The organism is Gottfriedia sp. NPDC058432 (assembly GCF_042721555.1).
Classification (GTDB): domain Bacteria; phylum Bacillota; class Bacilli; order Bacillales; family Bacillaceae_G; genus Gottfriedia.
This window is the reverse complement of sequence record NZ_JBHXLC010000007.1, coordinates 170,862-190,579: the sequence shown is the minus strand read 5'-3', so window position 1 is coordinate 190,579 and position 19,718 is coordinate 170,862. Positions and strand designations below refer to the sequence as shown.

14 protein-coding genes are annotated in these 19,718 nt (G+C 30.7%); 2 read left to right on the top strand and 12 right to left on the bottom strand.

Translation table 11 applies throughout. The annotated features are described in order from the left end of the window. Positions 1–90: 90 nt before the first annotated feature. Entirely contained in the window at positions 91–2,781 is a 2,691-nt protein-coding gene (locus ACFWM3_RS09635; protein WP_390311209.1) for a CDP-glycerol glycerophosphotransferase family protein, read from the bottom strand. Positions 2,782–3,269: 488 nt separating this feature from the next. On the opposite strand from ACFWM3_RS09635, the gene ACFWM3_RS09630 reads away from it, so the two are divergent. Then, positions 3,270–4,196, top strand: coding sequence for an NAD-dependent epimerase/dehydratase family protein (locus ACFWM3_RS09630; RefSeq protein ID WP_390311208.1), 927 nt, complete (start codon positions 3,270–3,272; stop codon positions 4,194–4,196). A 119-nt stretch (positions 4,197–4,315) separates the two neighbouring features. Here the strand turns inward: ACFWM3_RS09630 and wecB are convergent, their stop codons facing one another. The 4 genes from wecB to ACFWM3_RS09610 form a co-directional block, all read right to left on the bottom strand. Next, complete coding sequence (gene wecB, locus ACFWM3_RS09625; RefSeq protein ID WP_390311224.1) at positions 4,316–5,419, bottom strand: non-hydrolyzing UDP-N-acetylglucosamine 2-epimerase; 1,104 nt, start codon at positions 5,417–5,419, stop codon at positions 4,316–4,318. A gap of 334 nt (positions 5,420–5,753) precedes the next feature. Beyond that, the gene (locus tag ACFWM3_RS09620) at positions 5,754–6,737 is read right to left on the bottom strand and encodes a glycosyltransferase (protein WP_390311207.1); all 984 of its coding nucleotides are present in this window, start codon (positions 6,735–6,737) and stop codon (positions 5,754–5,756) included. Between the two features lie 12 nt (positions 6,738–6,749). Continuing rightward, positions 6,750–8,864 (bottom strand): CgeB family protein, encoded by a 2,115-nt coding sequence (locus ACFWM3_RS09615; protein ID WP_390311206.1) that lies wholly within the window; start codon positions 8,862–8,864, stop codon positions 6,750–6,752. A 10-nt stretch (positions 8,865–8,874) separates the two neighbouring features. Further along, the gene (locus ACFWM3_RS09610) at positions 8,875–9,291 is read right to left on the bottom strand and encodes a hypothetical protein (protein WP_390311205.1); all 417 of its coding nucleotides are present in this window, start codon (positions 9,289–9,291) and stop codon (positions 8,875–8,877) included. A 438-nt stretch (positions 9,292–9,729) separates the two neighbouring features. On the opposite strand from ACFWM3_RS09610, the gene ACFWM3_RS09605 reads away from it, so the two are divergent. After that, positions 9,730–11,217 (top strand): DUF6270 domain-containing protein, encoded by a 1,488-nt coding sequence (locus ACFWM3_RS09605; RefSeq protein WP_390311204.1) that lies wholly within the window; start codon positions 9,730–9,732, stop codon positions 11,215–11,217. Between the two features lie 36 nt (positions 11,218–11,253). Here ACFWM3_RS09605 and ACFWM3_RS09600 read toward each other — a convergent pair whose 3' ends face one another. From ACFWM3_RS09600 to tagU, 7 genes are all read right to left on the bottom strand, one after another. After that, positions 11,254–13,434 (bottom strand): CDP-glycerol glycerophosphotransferase family protein, encoded by a 2,181-nt coding sequence (locus tag ACFWM3_RS09600; protein WP_390311203.1) that lies wholly within the window; start codon positions 13,432–13,434, stop codon positions 11,254–11,256. Between the two features lies 1 nt (position 13,435). Continuing rightward, the gene (locus ACFWM3_RS09595) at positions 13,436–14,572 is read right to left on the bottom strand and encodes a glycosyltransferase family 2 protein (protein WP_082459297.1); all 1,137 of its coding nucleotides are present in this window, start codon (positions 14,570–14,572) and stop codon (positions 13,436–13,438) included. Between the two features lie 491 nt (positions 14,573–15,063). Next, the gene (gene rfbB / locus ACFWM3_RS09590) at positions 15,064–16,074 is read right to left on the bottom strand and encodes a dTDP-glucose 4,6-dehydratase (protein ID WP_390311202.1); all 1,011 of its coding nucleotides are present in this window, start codon (positions 16,072–16,074) and stop codon (positions 15,064–15,066) included. A gap of 3 nt (positions 16,075–16,077) precedes the next feature. Beyond that, entirely contained in the window at positions 16,078–16,938 is an 861-nt protein-coding gene (gene rfbD, locus ACFWM3_RS09585) for a dTDP-4-dehydrorhamnose reductase (RefSeq protein ID WP_390311201.1), read from the bottom strand. A gap of 5 nt (positions 16,939–16,943) precedes the next feature. Then, entirely contained in the window at positions 16,944–17,504 is a 561-nt protein-coding gene (rfbC, locus tag ACFWM3_RS09580) for a dTDP-4-dehydrorhamnose 3,5-epimerase (RefSeq protein WP_390311200.1), read from the bottom strand. Positions 17,505–17,522: 18 nt separating this feature from the next. Further along, positions 17,523–18,401, bottom strand: coding sequence for a glucose-1-phosphate thymidylyltransferase RfbA (gene rfbA / locus ACFWM3_RS09575; protein ID WP_390311223.1), 879 nt, complete (start codon positions 18,399–18,401; stop codon positions 17,523–17,525). Positions 18,402–18,628: 227 nt separating this feature from the next. Further along, positions 18,629–19,582 (bottom strand): polyisoprenyl-teichoic acid--peptidoglycan teichoic acid transferase TagU, encoded by a 954-nt coding sequence (gene tagU / locus ACFWM3_RS09570; RefSeq protein WP_390311199.1) that lies wholly within the window; start codon positions 19,580–19,582, stop codon positions 18,629–18,631. Positions 19,583–19,718: the final 136 nt, after the last annotated feature.

Below are 19,718 nucleotides of genomic sequence, written 5' to 3'. Positions count from 1 at the left end.
TGCCCATTGTATTCATGTTACAGTTTGACAAACTCTGTCGATAAAAGAGAGACTGTCCAAATTTGAACAGTCCCTCGTTGATCACATCGATTACTTTAAACCATTTTCAATTTCTAAAATTTCATCAAATACCCTTTGAGAATTATGACGATCTGTATAAGCATAGAAAGAATCAACACGTTCTTTGTATTTGTCTTCCATTTCACACTGATTAGCCATATATGAGATAAATTTATCCACTAACACATCGTGGTTATCGATAATATCCCCAAAGCCCATCGTCTCAAAGTTAAAATAACCTTTTTCAAAATGATAGTAATCATATTGATAGTAGATAACTGGTTTTTTCTGATATGCAAAATCAAAAGCAACAGAAGAATAATCTGTCAGTAAGATACTCGATTCATTAAATAGTTTTTGATAACTTGTGTTATATTCAGCAAATTGAACATAATCATTTTTATCAAAATCTCTGTTTTGAATTTGAATCTCTGGATGTGGGAAAAAGATAATTTTGTAATTATTCTTTTTCGCAAAATCGATTAATCTCGGATCATTAATCAAATCATTGTAACGCTTAAAATACTCTGATTTTTTGAATGCTTCATTATAAGGTCTTACCCCTAAAGCCTGGTTTTTTCTTAGAACTAAATTCTGTCTCCAAGTAGGCATAATTAAAATTTGTTTTTGGTCATTATTAACTAGACCATCATATCTTGGAAAACCAGTTAATCTTATATTTTCACTTGTATAGCTATAGTCACCTTCAATTAAAGATTGAGCTTCCAAGTGAGCTGAAGTAAACATTTTACGAATGTTTTTATTAAATCTATTTAACCAATGTGTTAAGTTGGCCATTGTAATACCATGTTGTAAGAAAATATAATCAAACGTCATCAAATCTCGATAATAAATCTCCGCTTTAAAGAAAGGATTCGTTACCCATTGGTCTGCATGGGACGAAATAACTTTTGACGCTCTTAACATTAGGAATTTATGCTTATATGATCCATAAGGAACGACATTTCCTACTTTTGAAATTCTTTCAAAATCAGGTGCGTCTTTTTTGATGACATAATAATTTTTAATTGATTTTTGCTGAGAATTAGCAAATTTAAATAATCGTTCTGCATTATCATCTGCTTTATCTTGTCGATCCATGAATAACCATACTGGTTTTGACTCTAGCTTTCTCAATGTCTTTGCGACAAGTCGCGTAACAATTGCCTTTTTCGCATGAACTGATCCAAGTTTCCATAAACCACGCATAAACTTAAGTTCGTTAATAAGTTTTTTGGCACCACTTCTTTTCGTTACCTTTATATGATGCGTTCTGCAAGAGTAGATATATCTTTCTTTTGCTGAATAAGAACCTCTAATTCTTTTTGAAAGACCTGTAAATTTATTCACATTATAATTTACTTGAACTTGTACTCCATCAACTTCTACAAAAAATTCGATTTTATATTCATTTGGAAGTTTAGAGAAAGGAATTGAAATTTTGAATCCCTTATATTGTTTTATAATTTCATCTAAACTTTTATATTGATTAACCGTACGATCTACATCTTCGCCTACATAATCAACACCATTGATCTTAGCGATAATTTTACATTCTTCACGATCAAATAACGATCCAAAGAACCCTTCAATCATAAGGTTTGAATTCTTTTCTTCAATAAATTCGATTGTAACTTTGTTTTTAGATAGCTTAGTAACTAAGTACTCGTCACGATATAATCCTATATCTTGACCTTGCTCTAGTTCTTCAATCGATTTTGTAAAAACTTCTTTTAAAGGTATATTGTGTTTAAGACTTAGTGCAAAATGTAGATAGAACTGACTAATCTTTTTCGTTTTTAAAATAACTTCGTCGTCGATATAAGCTAAAATTTCTTTTATCTTATTTTTAAATTCAATATAGTCTTCATCACTTAATGGAGTATCTGCTTGGCTTTTAATAGAAAACTTCCATTTTAAATCATGCATGATTATATATTGAATATACTCAGGTAATTCCCCGACTTGTTCAATACTTTTATGAATAAGATCTAAACTAAACGTATCTAATGAATGGATAAACCAGTCATTTTTCATAGCATTTTGCATTGCTGAAGTACCGTCATTTCTTAAACGGTAGTTGTAACTAGCATTTTTTAAAACACCATATTTATTTTTCTCTAAAATAACATGGCTTACTAACTTACAATCCTCACCAATTCTACAATTACGGTCAAATTGATATTTCTTCATTAAATCACTTTTAATAAAAGCTGAAGCTGCGTGAGTTAATAATAGATTTGGTTGTTCAATGATATCAATCACTCGAGTTCTACCAAATTTATTGTTTAATGTGTGATTACCCGTTCTAGCTTCAAAGAATTTAATTGGAATCGCAACAAGATCAATCTCTTCTTCGTGCTCTTCAAAGAATGTATACACGTTTAACAATGTATCAATTGAAATCGTATCGTCTGGATCAAGAAACTGAACATATTTTCCTTTGATATAATCTATTCCATAATTTCTAGCGCTACTTACTCCACCGTTTGGCTTCTTTAAATATTGAATATTTTTAGGATATCTATTTTGATAATCTAAACAGATTTTTTCGCTATCATCTGGACTTTCATCGTTAACTAAAATAAGTTGTATATTTTCTTCAAAACCTATTGTTTGGTTTATTACACTATCAATAGCCTCTACAAGAAATTTTTCAACATTATATATTGGCATAATGATTGAAAATAGATAGTCATGACTTTTATCAATAGAATTCATTTAGTACTGCACTCCTATATTTGTTTAAATTTAATTCGCAATATGATTTTCATATTATGTTTTACTCATCAATTGCCAAATTATTATATCATACTGTATAAAAGAACGATTCATTATTCTAATGATTGCTTGTTTTGCCAATATAAGGCTTTCATTAAAAGAGCGAATTGTAATATTATTATTTTTTCAAAAAATCTAGTCTATCATACCATTTTTAAAATGAACAATAAATTAATAACCATTTTTAATTCTTGTCACAAATATTTCTGCACAATTGGAAAAAATTAATAACATTTTAACCTTTTGATGTTTTAATTTTTTTGTCTAACCACAACTCTATATGCCCTATCTCAATAGATGAATATGGATATTTTTATTTATTTTTGATAGACTAAAAATGATTAATTATGTTTACAATCTACTTCCATTGTTTTCCTAAGTTAATTTTACATATATTGATAAACTAGAGATCAAAAGGAGAAATAAGTATGAAAAAGGTATTAGTTACTGGTGGGGCCGGATTCATTGGTTCTAATTTAGTAAAAGCATATATAAATGAAGGTTATAAAGTAGTTGTCGTTGATAACTTATCGACAAGTTCTATACATAATATTCCTTCAGATGTAACTTTTTATGAAGAGGATATTAGAAGTAATAACTTTGCTGAAATAGTTCTAAAAGAGCAACCAGATATTATTAATCATCATGCTGCACAAATTGATGTACAATTCTCTGTTAAAAATCCTATGGAAGATGCTAGCATCAATATTTTAGGAACAATCAATGTACTGGAATCAGCTCGTCAATTAAAACAATTAAAGGATGTAACGCTTGTCTATGCTTCATCCGCAGCTGTATACGGAGAACCTCACTATCTTGGTGTAGATGAAAAGCATCCAATTCAACCACTGTCACCTTATGGTGCTTCTAAGTTTTCTCCTGAATTTTATTTTGATATGTATAATAAACTACACAACATTCAATATACTGTATTCCGTTATGCAAATGTATATGGAATTGGCCAAGATCCAAAAGGTGAAGGCGGAGTTGTTAGTATTTTAGTGGATTGTATAACATCTAATTCATTATTTACTATTTTTGGAGACGGTGAGCAAACTCGTGACTTTATCTTTGTAGATGATATCGTTGCAGCTAATCTTCTTGCAAGTAAAAATCCAGTCAATACGATTTGTAACGTATCGACAAATACACAAACATCTTTAATTGATTTATTAAAAATTTCAGAGGAAGTTATTAATAATAAAATTGAAATGGTATTTGCAGAAGAAAGATCTGGCGATATTAAACACAGTTACTTAAACAATGAAAAAACAATTCAATTACTAAACTGGAAGCCAAGTAATACACTTAAAGAAGGTTTAGATAAAACAATTCAATATTACAAAACACGCTAAATAAAGAAAGCTGATTTTTGATCTATTTCAAAAATCAGCTTTTTATTTTGACAAAAAAAAAAAGATTAAAAACGACTATCCCTGCAAAATTTGCAAAAATAGTCGTTCAACGTTCAATCTTATTTATTCTTATTTTTAAAATGTTGAATAATCACTTCAACAATTCTTCTTGAAGCTTCACCGTCTCCATATGGGTTTGATGCTCTCGACATTTTTGCGTGAGCTTCCTCATCTGATAATAGTTCATCTGCTAATGAGAAAATCACTTCTTCATCAGTTCCGGCAAGCTTTAATGTACCAGCATCAATACCTTCTGGGCGTTCTGTCGTATCGCGTAAAACAAGTACTGGTACGCCTAGTGAAGGTGCTTCTTCCTGCACACCACCAGAATCAGTTAGAATCAAATGCGATCTTGCAGCAAAGTTATGGAAATCAATGACATCTAGTGGTTCGATTAAATGGATTCGATTGTCATTTCCTAAAACTTCATTTGCAATTTCGCGAACAACAGGATTCATATGTACAGGATACACAACTTGAATATCATGATGTTTTTCGACTAAACGCTTAATCGCTTTAAACATATTTCTCATAGGTTCCCCTAGATTTTCACGACGATGTGCAGTCATTAAGACTAATCTGTCATTACCAATCTGATCAAGAACAGGATGAGCATACTCTTCCTTTACTGTTGTTTTTAGGGCATCGATTGCAGTATTACCAGTAATAAAAATTGTTTCTTCCTTTTTATTTTCAGCTAATAAATTTTGTGCTGATTTTGTTGTAGGAGAAAAATGCAAATCCGCCATGACACCAGTTAATTGACGGTTCATTTCTTCTGGGTATGGTGAATACTTGTCCCAAGTACGTAAACCAGCTTCTACATGCCCAATTGAAATTTGATTATAAAAAGCTGCAAGACTAGCAATAAAAGTCGTTGTCGTATCACCATGAACTAATACGATGTCCGGTTTCACTTCTTGCATAACCTTATTTAAACCTTCCAAACCTCTAGTTGTTACATCGATTAAAGTTTGGCGATCTTTCATTATATTTAAATCATAATCAGGCGTGATTTCAAAAATTTCGAGAACTTGATCCAACATTTGTCGATGCTGAGCTGTAACCGTCACAATGGATTCGATTTCATCCGGATGTTTAGCTAATTCAAGCACAAGTGGCGCCATCTTAATCGCTTCTGGTCTTGTTCCAAAAATTGTCATTACTTTAACAGTCAAAATTCTTTCCCCTTTCAAAAACAAATCGGCTTATTGAAATATATCTATCTATTGTATCTTAACTAAGGAAATAAAGACATTTTTTACCATGAAAAATACCGTTTTATTCCTCTATTTACATGGTTAATTGCAAAAATTGATCGTCTTATCCCTAATAAGTTCTTTAACTAGTAATTATTCGATTATTCATCACTTACGACATAGTCTTATATACTTAGTTTCCCACATATTGAAATCATTCATACCCGATGTAAATAATAATAGAAGAAAAAAGCACAGTTCCTTCTACTAAAAGGATACACTGTGCTCTCCGAAATACTTAATGAACTAATTTTACTTGTAACTCATCAATTAGACTCAAAATCTCTGAACACATTTTATCCATACAGTAATTTTCCTTCACAAATTCAACTAGCTCTTTCCTAGAACCTTTTCTACTATCCGCAATGTACTGCGCTGCTTGATCGAGTGATTCAAAAATATACTCATCAGGGAATATTGTTCGAGCTCCTTCACGATTTAAAACAATTGGCACAGCGCAAGAGGCCATCCCTTCAACGGGTGCTAAGTGAAAACTTTCATAATCGCTGACTGATAAGACAAAACCAATCGACTCGAGCCATTCAGCTGAATCTCCCCACTCTTCAAACTGAACTTGATTTCGATAGTGAGATTTCTCAATTTTTCGGAATAAACTTGTATAATAATCCTGCTCTTGTTGATTATTCCATACCCACGGAAACTCTTTCGGATGCTTTCCTTTTATCGAAAGAGTATATCGGCTGTCTTTTTCGTATAACTTTTCAAATATCTCAAGCGCTCGATCTAACCGTTTTAACTTCGGTACATAACCAAGTAATCCAATTCGAAAATCTGCATCATACTGCTTAGGCAAATGGAATCGTTCTACATCAACACCATTTTGAATGACAATCATCTTTTCTCTAGGAATCTTTGCAACACGATGAAATTCCTCATATATATAAGAAGAAATGGCAATAATCTTATCAATCTTCGTAAAATCAAATTGCTCTGGAAACGGGGTATTCATTTCAAAACGGTGCATTCTAACAATTAATACTTGATGATCTTTTTTATGCTCCTGGTACCATATCACATTTCCAAGTCCCCACTCGCAAAAAAGAACATCGGCCCAATTAACGACCTCTAAGCTTTTTGCAACTTGATGAATTGTATGACCTTCCCATAAATCAATTTTTATTTCAATGTCATCTCTAGCTTCAAACCTCTTAATGGCATCGTTTATAAATTTTAAATCATGCCCTATAATCGCCAGTTTCATAAAAACAGCTCCTTATACTAAAATTCTCTCAATTTTGTCTTGGCTAATGGCTTGTTCATAGGCATCTCGATAAAAATTAAACTCATCAATTTCAAAAAATTGAACGCCAGCTTTTGAGAAATGTCCAATTGATGATTTATCATCTAAAAGCTTTATAAATTCATTTGGATGAAGGAATCTAGTCGCCTTTTTACAAATCAATGCTTCATCAATTTGGCAATCATTTACGTAGTTATAGCTATTTCCATTCCCTTTTGCGATAATCGTATCATTCGTGTACTTAATAGCTAACATTAAGTCTCTTAAATAATTTTCTCCATAATAATGATCTAGATTAATTGGAGCAATATAATTCGAATCAACAAGATCATTCAAGCTGAAGTAATGATGGCAATAATCAATTAGGTAAGTTTTTACTTCCCCATGATTGTTTTGATTAAAAATGTCTAAATAGCCTTCAAACAAATCGAGTAAGATCACTAGCTTTTTTTGTTTGAAACCTTGTCTATTGTAAATCGCAATTAACTTTTCATAGTCGGCCTTACTTCGAACAATCCCTACTAACGTAGCAGCTTCTTCATATTTTTCGTACGGCAGATTTATAATGTTGAATAAATCTTCCACTCGATTCGTATAAGTGTGTTCTTCTAATACTTTTCGTAATGTGAGTAAACGATTTTTTTTATAAAAGGTCTCATCTGAATAATAGTTAGATAGTCGTTGTTTCATTATTTTTTCATCGTCTGTAGCCGTTACAATTTCACCAAACATTCGATGAATCCCCTCTGAATGGGAACTAATAATTGGCGTATTACTTGCCAATAACTCAAATACTCTCCGGGCAAACATTGTCGGAGATTTCGTAATACTATTTACATTTAGTGCTACTTTATATCCTTTATATGCAAGATCGATTTCATTTTGTTTTAAGTTTCCAACAATAAATGGTTTATACTCATCTGGAAATTGATTAGGACTTGTTGGATTATGATAGTTTCGGTCATATATATCCAGTCCGTATTCCTTCGAAGAATTTACTAGTTTCTCCATCGCACTCGTACGCTCAGGAAACTTTTTTCCATAATAAGCTCCAGCAAAAACTACTTTCTCTTTACGTGGAATATATTCAATTGGATTGTGAATTTTCGGTTGAGCTGCAAAAGGTAAGCAATAAACATTTTCACAGCCTTCATCCACATAGTTCTGAACTGATTCAAAATCAGTCGTACATACATAATCAAAATGCTTTGCCGTATCAATAAAAGCTTGATAATGAAACGGATCTTCTTTATTCCAAAAGACGGTCGGGATATTGTGTTCTTTACACCAATAAACCAGTTTTAATAGTTTCGTATGATTTCTGTGATTTTTTGTACCGATTTTATCCTTCCAAGCTCCATCGTTTCCAAGCCACGCAGACTCACAAAAGAATACATCAATTCGATGCTTTTTAAATTCAGTCAACCAATTCTCTGGCGTGATTTTTACAAGTTGAAACTCATAATCGAAGCATCGTGTCGTAAATTCGTCTGCAATAAAACCAACACGAAAGTCCTTAATTTCTTTCTTTTGTTTCTTCAAGTGACTATTGTCTATCGAACTATTTTTATATGAACCCATTAATTTAGCATGAAATAAATGAAGTGTGGCAGCACCTGTCATGTAAATTGAAAAAGAAGCCGATTGTATCTCATTTTGATTAAATTGAGATAGATCAACTAACTCGTCCATATGAAAACTGATTGTGCTAGCGTTATGCTCATAATCTATAAATCGCAATTCACAAACAACCTCACACTTACCGCTGACAAAGCCTGTGATGCCAAATTTAGTAAATAACTGACTTCTTCCTTCATTAAAAAGTAGTTCCATTAATTTTTTTTCGTCTTTATAATCAATAACCGCAGTCTGCTTTATTAGTTTGTTGTGAAATAGCGTTTTCTTTTCCTTTTGAAACCTTTGAATACCTTTACTAACTGTAAAATCATCAGCTGAAAATGGAAGTAACTCATGGTTTTGAAAATAGAAGGGTTCATCCACATTCATTAATTCTTGCAGCATCATTTTTGTGTCATATTTTTCATTACGTAATCTAGTTATTTGTTTTTCGATTAATTCTTTTAACATATATGACCCCTCATTTTCTTTTTAAATACTTTAAGAGCTTCCAATACTTCCTTGCCAATTTTCCAAATTTTGAGTTCCTAAACGTTTCGTAATTTATTTGAAGCTTTTGATATTCCTCTTGTAATTTTTCATATTCATACGAACCAAATGACTGCTTTACTTCGTTTACAAGAACATAATCATCGAGTCCCATCATAAATTCCTCATGCTCTACGATTAAATCCAACTGCCGAAATAATTGCTCTTCCATTCTTTTTTCTAATTCCATCACCTTATTAGAAAGGCACTCATTTTCTTTCATTAATAATTCATTTTTTTGTAGAATATTAGCACCGAAATCTTCATTCGAAACCTCTATTAAACTTGGTTTAAAATTTACAGTTGTTGAATCAACATGACTACTATTCAATAATTCACTATTCTTCATTTCAAACCTCCAGAACAATAAGATAAACACCTTAAGTAAGACGTGTTTATTAAAAAGGAAAATATTATTATTAATTAGAGATTAACGATTTTTTGTGAATCTTAATGAGTATCCATGTTAAAAGTATGTAAAAGATATAATAAGATGATTTTCCAAATTAGTAATGTATCAGAAAGTGTTAAAATATAAAAAATCCCCAACTGTAACGTTCCTTTCCAATGGAAAGTGAGTGCTACAACCGGGGTCTAATTTCTTGTAAAATATGATCCATAGATACATAATCTTAAATTCTTGTTAACATTCGTTCATTTAATACTAAAAAAACTAATGCCTTGTTTAATAATTATAATCATTATGTTAATGTTAATATCTGTTAGCATTTCGTAAATTTTTTTACGAATTCAAAAAATATTTTAATTAAATGGGATGGGCTGTTTTATGCTTAAAAAAATTGAATACTTAAATGATGGAATTAGACTATGCATAGAAGATCTAAATGAGAAAATAAATGAAGCATCTTCATTAGTCGTAAAACAGAGGTCAAATAAACATGTGAAAGTAAGCAATGAAATATTGCAGTGCTTAATAAAAAAGATTGATAACCAATATATAGTAGATATTAACTTTTCTGATTTGAAAAATATCACATTATATCCAATCGAGATTTTTGATTTATATTTAGCTAAAGATGCTGAATTATTACCATTAGAAATTAGTCGTAATCTTGAAATGCCAGCTAAATATATGAGCACGAAACTACTAAACATTTATTATGTAAAGACATATATAACAAATGATAATCGTATTGCGCTTTACTTAACACAAGATAAATTACATTTTAATCTAGTTAAAGCAGATTGTTTTGAAGATTTTGTTCAACTCTCTATTTCTGATCAAAAGCAATATAATCAAATCAAAACCGAACTAGCGATTAATACTCATTCATATAGTGCGCGTAGTGGAAATAACAATGAAATTTTGTGTTCAACGTTTAATGTATTTGATTTATTAAATAGCTATCCTGAATCGACTGAATTAGAACTATATGCTCAAATTACCTTAAACAAAAATATTAAAGTTTTAATTAACTTATTAACCGAGAATGAATCTAATCATCAAACTAAACACTTTTCACTTTTACTAAATAAGAACGTTATTTCAATTAATAGTAATGAAAAGAAATTAAAAGTCGCTGCATTTGGATCGTGTGTTACACGCGATAATTTTAATAGTAAATTTAACTTAAATTATAAAAATCATTTCGAATTAATTCGCTACCAAAACCAATCGTCAATCATTAGTTTAATGGGTAATCCGATTCCATATAATAGAGAGAAAATTGACAACCTAAATCAATATGAGCAAAATGATGTTTTCGATGACTTAGAAAAGAACTTTTTAAATGATCTAATCAATAAGCAACCTGAAGCTCTCATTCTTGATTTCTTTGGGGATGTTTATTTTGGCTGTTTAAAGACGAATAGTTCATATATTACTAATAATCGTTGGAAGATCAATAAAACTTCATTCTATAGAGAATTAAACGAAGTCACTACATTTAATTTGATTACTAATCTTAGCGAATACTTTACACTTTGGAAGCAATCGATTGATAAATTTTTACAAATTATTAATAGAGAAATTCCGAATTGTAAAATCATACTTCACAAAGCTAGATTTACTGGGATGTACTACGATCAGGAACAAAACATTAAGAAAATTAATTCCGACACTGATATCGAATTATTAAATGCCTTTTGGGACCAATTGGATGAATACGTGATTTCAAATTACGAGGTTTCAACAATAAATGTAAAACAAAACTATATTTCTATTGCAGATCATGCTTGGGGTATTTTCCATTTACATTTTGAACCAAATTATTATAAGAATTTTCTAGCTCAATTAATAAAATTAACGAAATAAATAAAGAGGGTGATTTTCAATCACCCTCTTTTTGATTTATTCAACGTTCTTATTAATTTTGAAATTGTGATAAGATGTTTCAATTGCATCAAATATTCTCTGTGAGTTATTTGTGTCTTTATATTTAAAAATTCTTCTCGAATTTTGTTGATATAGTTGATCTGCTGTAAAATCTCTATTTGAGATTTTAATGATTTCATCAAGCAACTTTTCTTCATTATTAACAATAATTCCAAGATCGCTATATTTAATTTGTTCAGTAGGTGCATGATGATTTTTATGTGGATCAAATTGATAAAATACTACTGGTTTATTCATATAAAAGAAATCACTTGAAACTGATGAATAATCAGTCAATAATAACTTCGATTCTTTTAGTAGATCTGAAACTTTGGCATCTTTTTTTAATAAGAATTCAATGTTTGGATGCTCTACAATAAAGTTTTCTAAGAAGCGCTGCATCTGATGATGAATATAGAACTTAACTTGAATATTTTCCTTACTAATAAAATCTTGAAACTTTTTATTTGATATCAAGTTTTTATACGTCTTAAAGTATTCCGAATTAGAGAATTGTTTTTTATTTATTTTAAATAAATGACGTCTCCAAGTTGGCATAATTAATATTTGTCTCTTCGTAATCGCATCATGTAAATTATCAAATCTTGCTAATCCTGTTACTTCAACTTCATCTTTTGAATAGTTTAGAGTTTCCATAATAATTTCTTTTTCAAATTCTGAACTAGCTATAATTAAATTTTGTTGATACTTTTTCTTTGATAAATACGGAGAAATATTATGAATAATAACGCCATGCTGGATACATACTTGAAATTTATTCTTTAATTGCTTTCTAAATCTTGAGGTGAAATATTTTGAAGGATTTGGAAAACCACTTTCACTAAATGTCCAAGCACTAACATATACATCCGCTAATAGTGTGTAAATTTTATGTTTAAAGGAAGAGTGATGAATAACATTTCCTAATTTAGCTACTTTATCATAATGCGGAGAATTTTTCTCAATTATATAATAAATCTTTCTGTTTGGATGTTGCTCTCTACAATACTTAAAAAAGAAATATCCATTATCTTCAGCTTGATCAGCTCTTTCACAAACTAACCAAACCTCTTTATTTAAATATAGAAGTTTATAGAAAGATACAATTAGCAGTAATAAATATTTAAATATAAATCCTTTTACTTTGCGCATTGTTGGTTTTGCTAAACGTAATGGTTTCGTCATTTTCCATGTTAAGTCTTCACTAGGATCGATTGGATGCTTCTCTAAATATTTGCTATATTTGTTTGCCGTTTGATATTGGTATCTCTTACTCCTGAACAACTTCATATAACTATTGGCTTCAGAATACTTTTTCATATTTAAGATTGCAAAAAAACCTTTATAGCCTTCTAGTTTTATATTCTTTAAAGTTTCAGGTAAATTGACTTCTTTTGTTATTAAATGTAATAGTTCTAATAATTGAATTTGAAGCCCTTCATCTAATTCATCAACAAATATCTTTTTATCAACTAAAATCATTAGTTGCTTAATGAACATATCATATGTAAATTTTTGAAGGTCTTTATCGGATTCTTCTCTTACTTTTACAAATAAATAGTTAATTTCTTGAACTTGATTATGGATATACTCATCATTAATCTCAGTATTTTTAATCTCTAATACATCATTCGTTCCAATATTTTTATTTTTAAAATATTGCTTTAATTGAAAATACTTTAATTCAAAATAATTGAACGCTTGAATTTTATTTTTTACAAGATAATCCTTTAAGGTAACAGTTCTCAGTAAATTCATACTCATTAGATCTGAATAAGTAAAATCATTTATATTTACTGGATTCACTTCTAATTTTTTTGTATTTTCAGTAGGAAAAATGCAATCATATTTACCAGAATCTGCTATTCTCAAAAATACTTCTAATAAATGCTTATTAATATTGATTTTACGATCATAAATAAAGACATATTTGCCATTTAAGTCTTCTGGCTTCAATTTTGTATTTATTACACTTAGGTCATTAAACTGATTAGTTAATGTTTTCTCAGTCTCTTCATTCAGTACTTCATTTTCTGTATTAAAAAGGATTAATTCAATTTGATTTTGTTTAATACTTTGATCCTTAACTGAATTAATACAATCAAGAGCTTGATTGATCTCCTCTTTTCCAAATGGAATTATGATGCTAAATTGCAACTTACGACACCCTCTTCACAAGTCTGATCACTTTTCTTAATGGACTTGTCACTTTCCAAAAATTACTATTTCTTATTTTTGATGACTTTTTATAGTCTTTCTCTAGTTCTTTGCTTCTTTTAAACCACCATCTTCTAGCAATTAATAAAAGATTATATTCTAAAGCTTCTTCAATATGGCCCGAGCTAATCAGACTAAGAATTGGTTCTTCCACTTCCATATAGTCCTTCGCTAAATCTGGATCATAGCCCACCATTACATCTTTTACTAAATTAAAAAGATAAAGTTGTTGTTCTTTTTTTAAACGCTTAAAGTCTGCATCTCCGGTTTTCCAAAAAATTGATCTAAATACATTTATTTGAAAATACTTGTAATCGCTTTTTGAAAGTAAAGGCTTAATCGTTAAAGCAGATTTCACATCATTTTCAACTGTACTAATAATATCTCTTTGTGTTAGAGATAAATTTTTCACATCATTTCTTCCTCGATATAGATAGATTACTTCAGGTATATAGCTGAATTTTTTTGCTTTAGAGAATAATAGAATATCATAATACTTATCTTCACCGTTTTTCATACCCTCAATAAAGTTAATTTTATTTTTTAATAGAAACTCAGTTTTCACTAATTTTAAATAAACAGCCGTTTTAACTTGATAGAAAAATGGAACATTCTCTATATTTACATCGATATATTTCTTTTGTAATTGATATTGTTTAAATGTAACGTGTTCATGTCTGCGCTTTGTTTCATCATCAAAGCTGATCATCTTACCCATTACAAAATCAGACTCACTGTTTTCAATGATATTAATTAGTTTTTCATATGCATCCAATGGTAATACGTCATCCGGATCTAAAAAGATTGTATATTTACCTGTGGCATTTTCCATTCCAACATTCCTTGGTTTACCTGGAGCACCAGAATTCTCTGTGAAATGAATGGCTTTAAAATTTTCATATTTCGTTGCATATTCATCAATAATTAGAGGAGTACGATCTTTAGAGCAATCGTTTACCATAATTACTTCTAAATTTTCATAGCCAATGGTTTGGTTTAATAATGAATTTAAGCATTCATGAATATAATTTTCTACATTATAAATAGGTAAAATTACCGAGATTAACGGTTGATTCATCCCTTGTCCTCCTTGAATTAATAATTAATTTTTCATTAGAATAAGTATTTTTTTCTAATCAGTTTTTAATGGTGAAACTAGTAATCTACAACATTATATTTTTCTGAAAAAACATAACATTAATGAAACATATTTGAACATAAAAAAATTGTAAATTTCGCAAAAAAAAACTTACAATTTTGTAATGAAATTGTCATTTATTGATACAAAATGTATTATAACATAAAAAAATGTTACTTATAAATGGTAAGTAACATTATAGTTAGAAAATGATTAAAAGAATCATATTTAGGAATATTTACCGAAACATTAGAATTTTTTTGGAATTAACTAGGTTATTAGTTTTAGTTAAAATTACTCATAAATCACATATATTAAGAAGTCTAAATTACTATACATATGAAATTAAAAAAGACGTTTTCAAATTAAAAGAAACCGTCTAAATTACTCTTATTATTTTAATGAAATTCCCTCATCATGTTCATTTCTAATTATTTACCGTATTGTTTTTCAAAATATTGTTTATACCCACCAGAAACAATCGTTTCCCACCATTCCTTATTATCTACATACCATTGAACTGTTTGAACAATCCCTGTATCAAAATTATAAGTTGGTTTCCAGCCTAGTCTTTCTAATTTACTTGGATCAATCGCATATCTTTTGTCATGACCTAAGCGATCTTGTACAAATTGGATTAAATCTTGAGATTTACCTAGAGTAGAAATGATTTGCTTAACGACCTCTAAATTTGTCCGTTCGTTATGGCCACCTACATTGTAAACTTCCCCATTTTCTCCTTTATGCATTACTAGATCAATCGCTGAGCAATGGTCATAAACATGTAACCAGTCGCGAATATTTTCACCAGTACCATAAACAGGAACTTTTTGGCCATTTAATACACGAGAAATGGTTAATGGAATTAACTTCTCTGGAAAATGATATGGTCCGTAATTATTTGAACAACGTGTGATATTCATAGGAAATCCAAACGTTTCATGATATGCACGAACTAATAAGTCAGATGAGGCTTTACTTGCAGAGTACGGACTATTTGGTTGTAGAGGTGTATCTTCTGTAAAAAAAGTTGTAGGATCAAAATCTAGATCACCATACACTTCATCTGTAGATACATGTACAAATTTCTTAACGTTTATCGCTTTTGAAGCATCTAGTAAAACTTGAGTTCCTAATACATTTGTTGTCACGAATATACCCGGGTCAGTTATTGAACGATCAACATGACTTTCTGCTGCGAAGTGGATGACATAGTCGAACTTTTCTTTTTTAAATAACGTCATGATTTCTTCATGGTTTGAAATATCAATTTTGATAAAATGATAGTTTTCATTTTGTTCGATATTTTTATGCTTTGTTAAGTCACCTGCATAGGTTAAAGCATCCAGATTATATAGGCAATAGGACGGGTATTTATTTATCATGTATTGAACAAAGTTTCCACCGATAAACCCGGCACCGCCTGTAACAGCTACTTTCATGTTTTATTGTACCTCGTCTCTTTTATTTAATTGAAGTAAATACCTAGCTAATGCGTCTTGCCATGAAGGTAAGGATTGAAAGCCATTATCTACTAGCTTTTGTTTTGATAATCTCGAATTTTTCGGTCTAGCTGCTCTAGTAGGATAGTCCTCGGATGCAATCGATTTTACTAAAGTTTTACTGTCGGTTTGTTTAAATATTTCTTTTGCAAAATCAGCCCAACTAGTAAAGCCTTCATTTGTTGCGTGATAGATTCCATATTTATCTGATTTAATTAAATCTACTATTAATATAGCCAAATCAACTGTATAGGTTGGCGATCCGATTTGATCTTCGACTATATTTAATTCATTTCTAGTTTCTGATAGTCTTAACATTGTTTTAATAAAATTATTCCCATTAACTCCAAATACCCACGAAACCCGAATGATAAAATAGTTTTCGATTAATGATTGAACAACTTTTTCACCTTCATACTTTGTTAATCCATAATAACCAATTGGGTCTGCTTGGTCATCTTCATTAAAAGGACTTTCACCTTTCCCGTTTAATACATAGTCCGTACTAATATAGATGAACTTTGAATGATGCTTTTTCGCAGCTTCAACTAAATATCTCGTTCCTTCAACATTCACTTTCCAGCAATTCTCTTTATCATCTTCAGCCTTGTCAACTGCTGTATAGGCAGCGCAGTGAATAATAACATCAGGTTTATATGAATCTACTATAGAAAATACTGATTCTCTTTTAGTAATATCCAGCTCTTGTCGACCGCAGCCTTTAACATTTAAGCCATGCCGCTCACATTCTTGGACGACATCATATCCTAGTTGCCCACCGTATCCAGTTACTAAAACCTTCATTTATCTTACTCCTTATAGATAAAATTATTTTCAGCATCCTTTAATAATGGTGCGATTTTGTCCTTTGCAGATAATAATGGTGAAATATTGATTGGCCATTGTACCTGAATAATCGGGTCGTTCCAAAGAATGCCTCGATCACATTCAGGTGAATATAGCTCATCAACTTTATATTGGACTTCCACATCATCTGTTAAAGTCATAAAACCGTGAGCAAATCCTTTTGGTATGAATAATTGTTTTTTATTTTCTGCACTTAACTCGATACCGAGCCACTTTCCGTATGTCGGACTCCCTTTTCGAATATCAACAGCCACATCAAAAATGGAACCCCTTGTACAACGGACTAATTTCGTTTGTGCTTTTGGAGACAATTGATAGTGTAATCCACGTAAGGTCCCCTTCGATGCAGAAAATGATTGATTATCTTGAACAAAATTTAAATCCATTCCAAAATCTTTCATTTTAGAATCATTATATGTTTCCATAAACCAACCACGATGATCACCAAAAACAGTTGGCTCAATAACTACAATTCCTTTTATAAAAGTTTCTGTAATTTTCATTGATAATGACCCCTTAAGCTAATATTTAATCTCACCATTTGCAACTTTTCGTAAATAATTACCATAACTTGTTTTACTAAGTGATTCGCTTAAACGTACTAATTGTTCTTTATCAATCCACCCATTAATATAAGCGACTTCTTCTGGAGCAGATATTTTAATTCCTTGATGCTCTTCAATTGTTTTGACAAAATTTGTTGCCGACACTAAACTTTCATGCGTTCCAGTATCTAACCATGTATAACCACGACCAAGTAACTCCACTTCTAGTTCACCTAAATTTAAATAAGCTTCATTTACAGAAGTAATCTCCAATTCTCCCCGATTAGATGGTTTTACGTTTTTAGCAATTTCAATGACACGATTATCGTAAAAATACAATCCCGTTACTGCATAATTTGATTTTGGAGCCACTGGCTTTTCTTCAATGCTCAACACTTTCCCAGACTCATCAAATTCTACAACACCAAATCGCTCAGGATCATGGACATGATAACCAAATACTGTTGCCCCTTTTTCCTTCATCGCTGCTTTCTTCAAAATACTACGTAACCCACTGCCATAATAAATATTGTCACCTAATATCATCGCAACAGAATCATTTCCAATAAACTCTTCACCAATAATAAACGCTTGAGCCAATCCATCTGGACTTGGCTGTACTTTATATTTCAACGAAACTCCAAACTGAGAACCATCACCTAATAGTGCCTCAAAACGAGGCAGATCCTCTGGAGTCGATATAATTAAAATCTCCCTAATACCCGCCAGCATTAAAGTAGATAACGGATAATAAATCATTGGTTTATCATACACAGGCAATAGCTGCTTACTAGTCACCATCGTTAATGGATAAAGTCGAGTACCACTACCACCTGCAAGTATAATTCCTTTTATCGCAAAGACCTCCTAAACATTTAGGAATATATATATTATTATGTTGGTGATTAAATGGATGTGTAGGTTAAATTCTTAGGAGATTGGAATGAATGACGAATTCAGTTGAAATCTAAGTAGAATAAAGTAGGGGCCTAGAGGTAAAAAAGACATAAAAAAAGAACCACCGTTAAAAGGTTATCTTTTAACGATGGATCCTAAAAAATGTTACATCAAAGATTTAGACGTTATTTTGTTTCCGCAGGTAGTTCTAAATGCTGGCGAAGATCATTAGATATACTATCCTTTTCTTGTTGAGATACAATAAAATAATAAATTTTATCAATCATCTTGCCTTCACCTTGAACCTGAGTTTTACTAATATTCTGTGCAGCCTCACGGTAATCCTTTTGAATCGAAACCATATCACTTAAAGTAATATTCGTCACAACGTTCTTTTGAATTGCTTGTAAAATAGATTGATAGTTTGTTAAAGAAGAAATTGAAGCTCCCTGTTTAATAACCGCTTCAAGAATTTCTCTTTGACGAAGCTCTCGACCAAAGTCACCACGAGGATCTAACTTACGCATACGAGAGAACTTTAAGGCATCTACACCATTTAAATGAATTGGTCCTTTCGTAAAGTGAACACCATCATAAGTAAAGTCTAAGTCATTATTTACATCAACTCCACCTACTGCTTCAACGATATCTTTAAAGCCTTCCATATTAACTTCAAGATAATAATCAATTGGAATGTTCAAGAAGTTTTCAACCGTATCAACAGACATTTGAATTCCACCAAACGCATATGCATGGTTAATTTTATCCTCTTTACCTTTTCCAACAATTTCAGTTCTTGTATCACGCGGAATACTTACCATTTTTGTTGTATGTGTATTCGGATTAACCGTCATCACAATCATTGAATCCGAACGACCTTTATCACCAGGGCGATGATCAACCCCTAATAGTAAAAGAGAGAAAGGTTCTTTCTTTTCAACATTTACTTCTTCTTTTCGTTTATCTGTTTTCTTTATGTCTTTATAGATTGCGTCTGTTGTCTTATTTACATTGTGGTAAATTGAATACGCATAACCGCCTATTCCTAGACCGATTAGGACTACTACACTAACTAGGATTAATAGTACTTTTTTTGTTGTGGACATTTTTTTAGATGAGCTTTTTTCTGATCTGGACAAGATTTTTCTCCTTTGATTAGGAATTTAATTTGTAAAAATTTAACATTACTAATTTCTATCTTACTTGATTAGACAACTTTTTGCATTTGTTTGTTAACTAATTTTAATAAACTTAAATAAAAAAAATACACGACCT

Excerpts from the sequence above, each read along its gene's own strand:
- ACFWM3_RS09630 (WP_390311208.1), top strand. The coding sequence starts at position 3,270 with ATGAAAAAGGTATTAGTTACTGGTGGGGCCGGATTCATTGGTTCTAAT.
- wecB (WP_390311224.1), bottom strand. The coding sequence starts at position 5,419 with ATGACAATTTTTGGAACAAGACCAGAAGCGATTAAGATGGCGCCACTT.
- ACFWM3_RS09610 (WP_390311205.1), bottom strand. The coding sequence starts at position 9,291 with ATGAAGAATAGTGAATTATTGAATAGTAGTCATGTTGATTCAACAACT.
- ACFWM3_RS09605 (WP_390311204.1), top strand. The coding sequence starts at position 9,730 with ATGCTTAAAAAAATTGAATACTTAAATGATGGAATTAGACTATGCATA.
- rfbB (WP_390311202.1), bottom strand. The coding sequence starts at position 16,074 with ATGAAAGTAGCTGTTACAGGCGGTGCCGGGTTTATCGGTGGAAACTTT.
- ACFWM3_RS09615 (WP_390311206.1), bottom strand. The coding sequence starts at position 8,864 with ATGTTAAAAGAATTAATCGAAAAACAAATAACTAGATTACGTAATGAA.
- rfbD (WP_390311201.1), bottom strand. The coding sequence starts at position 16,938 with ATGAAGGTTTTAGTAACTGGATACGGTGGGCAACTAGGATATGATGTC.
- rfbC (WP_390311200.1), bottom strand. The coding sequence starts at position 17,504 with ATGAAAATTACAGAAACTTTTATAAAAGGAATTGTAGTTATTGAGCCA.
- ACFWM3_RS09635 (WP_390311209.1), bottom strand. The coding sequence starts at position 2,781 with ATGAATTCTATTGATAAAAGTCATGACTATCTATTTTCAATCATTATG.
- ACFWM3_RS09620 (WP_390311207.1), bottom strand. The coding sequence starts at position 6,737 with ATGAAACTGGCGATTATAGGGCATGATTTAAAATTTATAAACGATGCC.
- ACFWM3_RS09595 (WP_082459297.1), bottom strand. The coding sequence starts at position 14,572 with ATGAATCAACCGTTAATCTCGGTAATTTTACCTATTTATAATGTAGAA.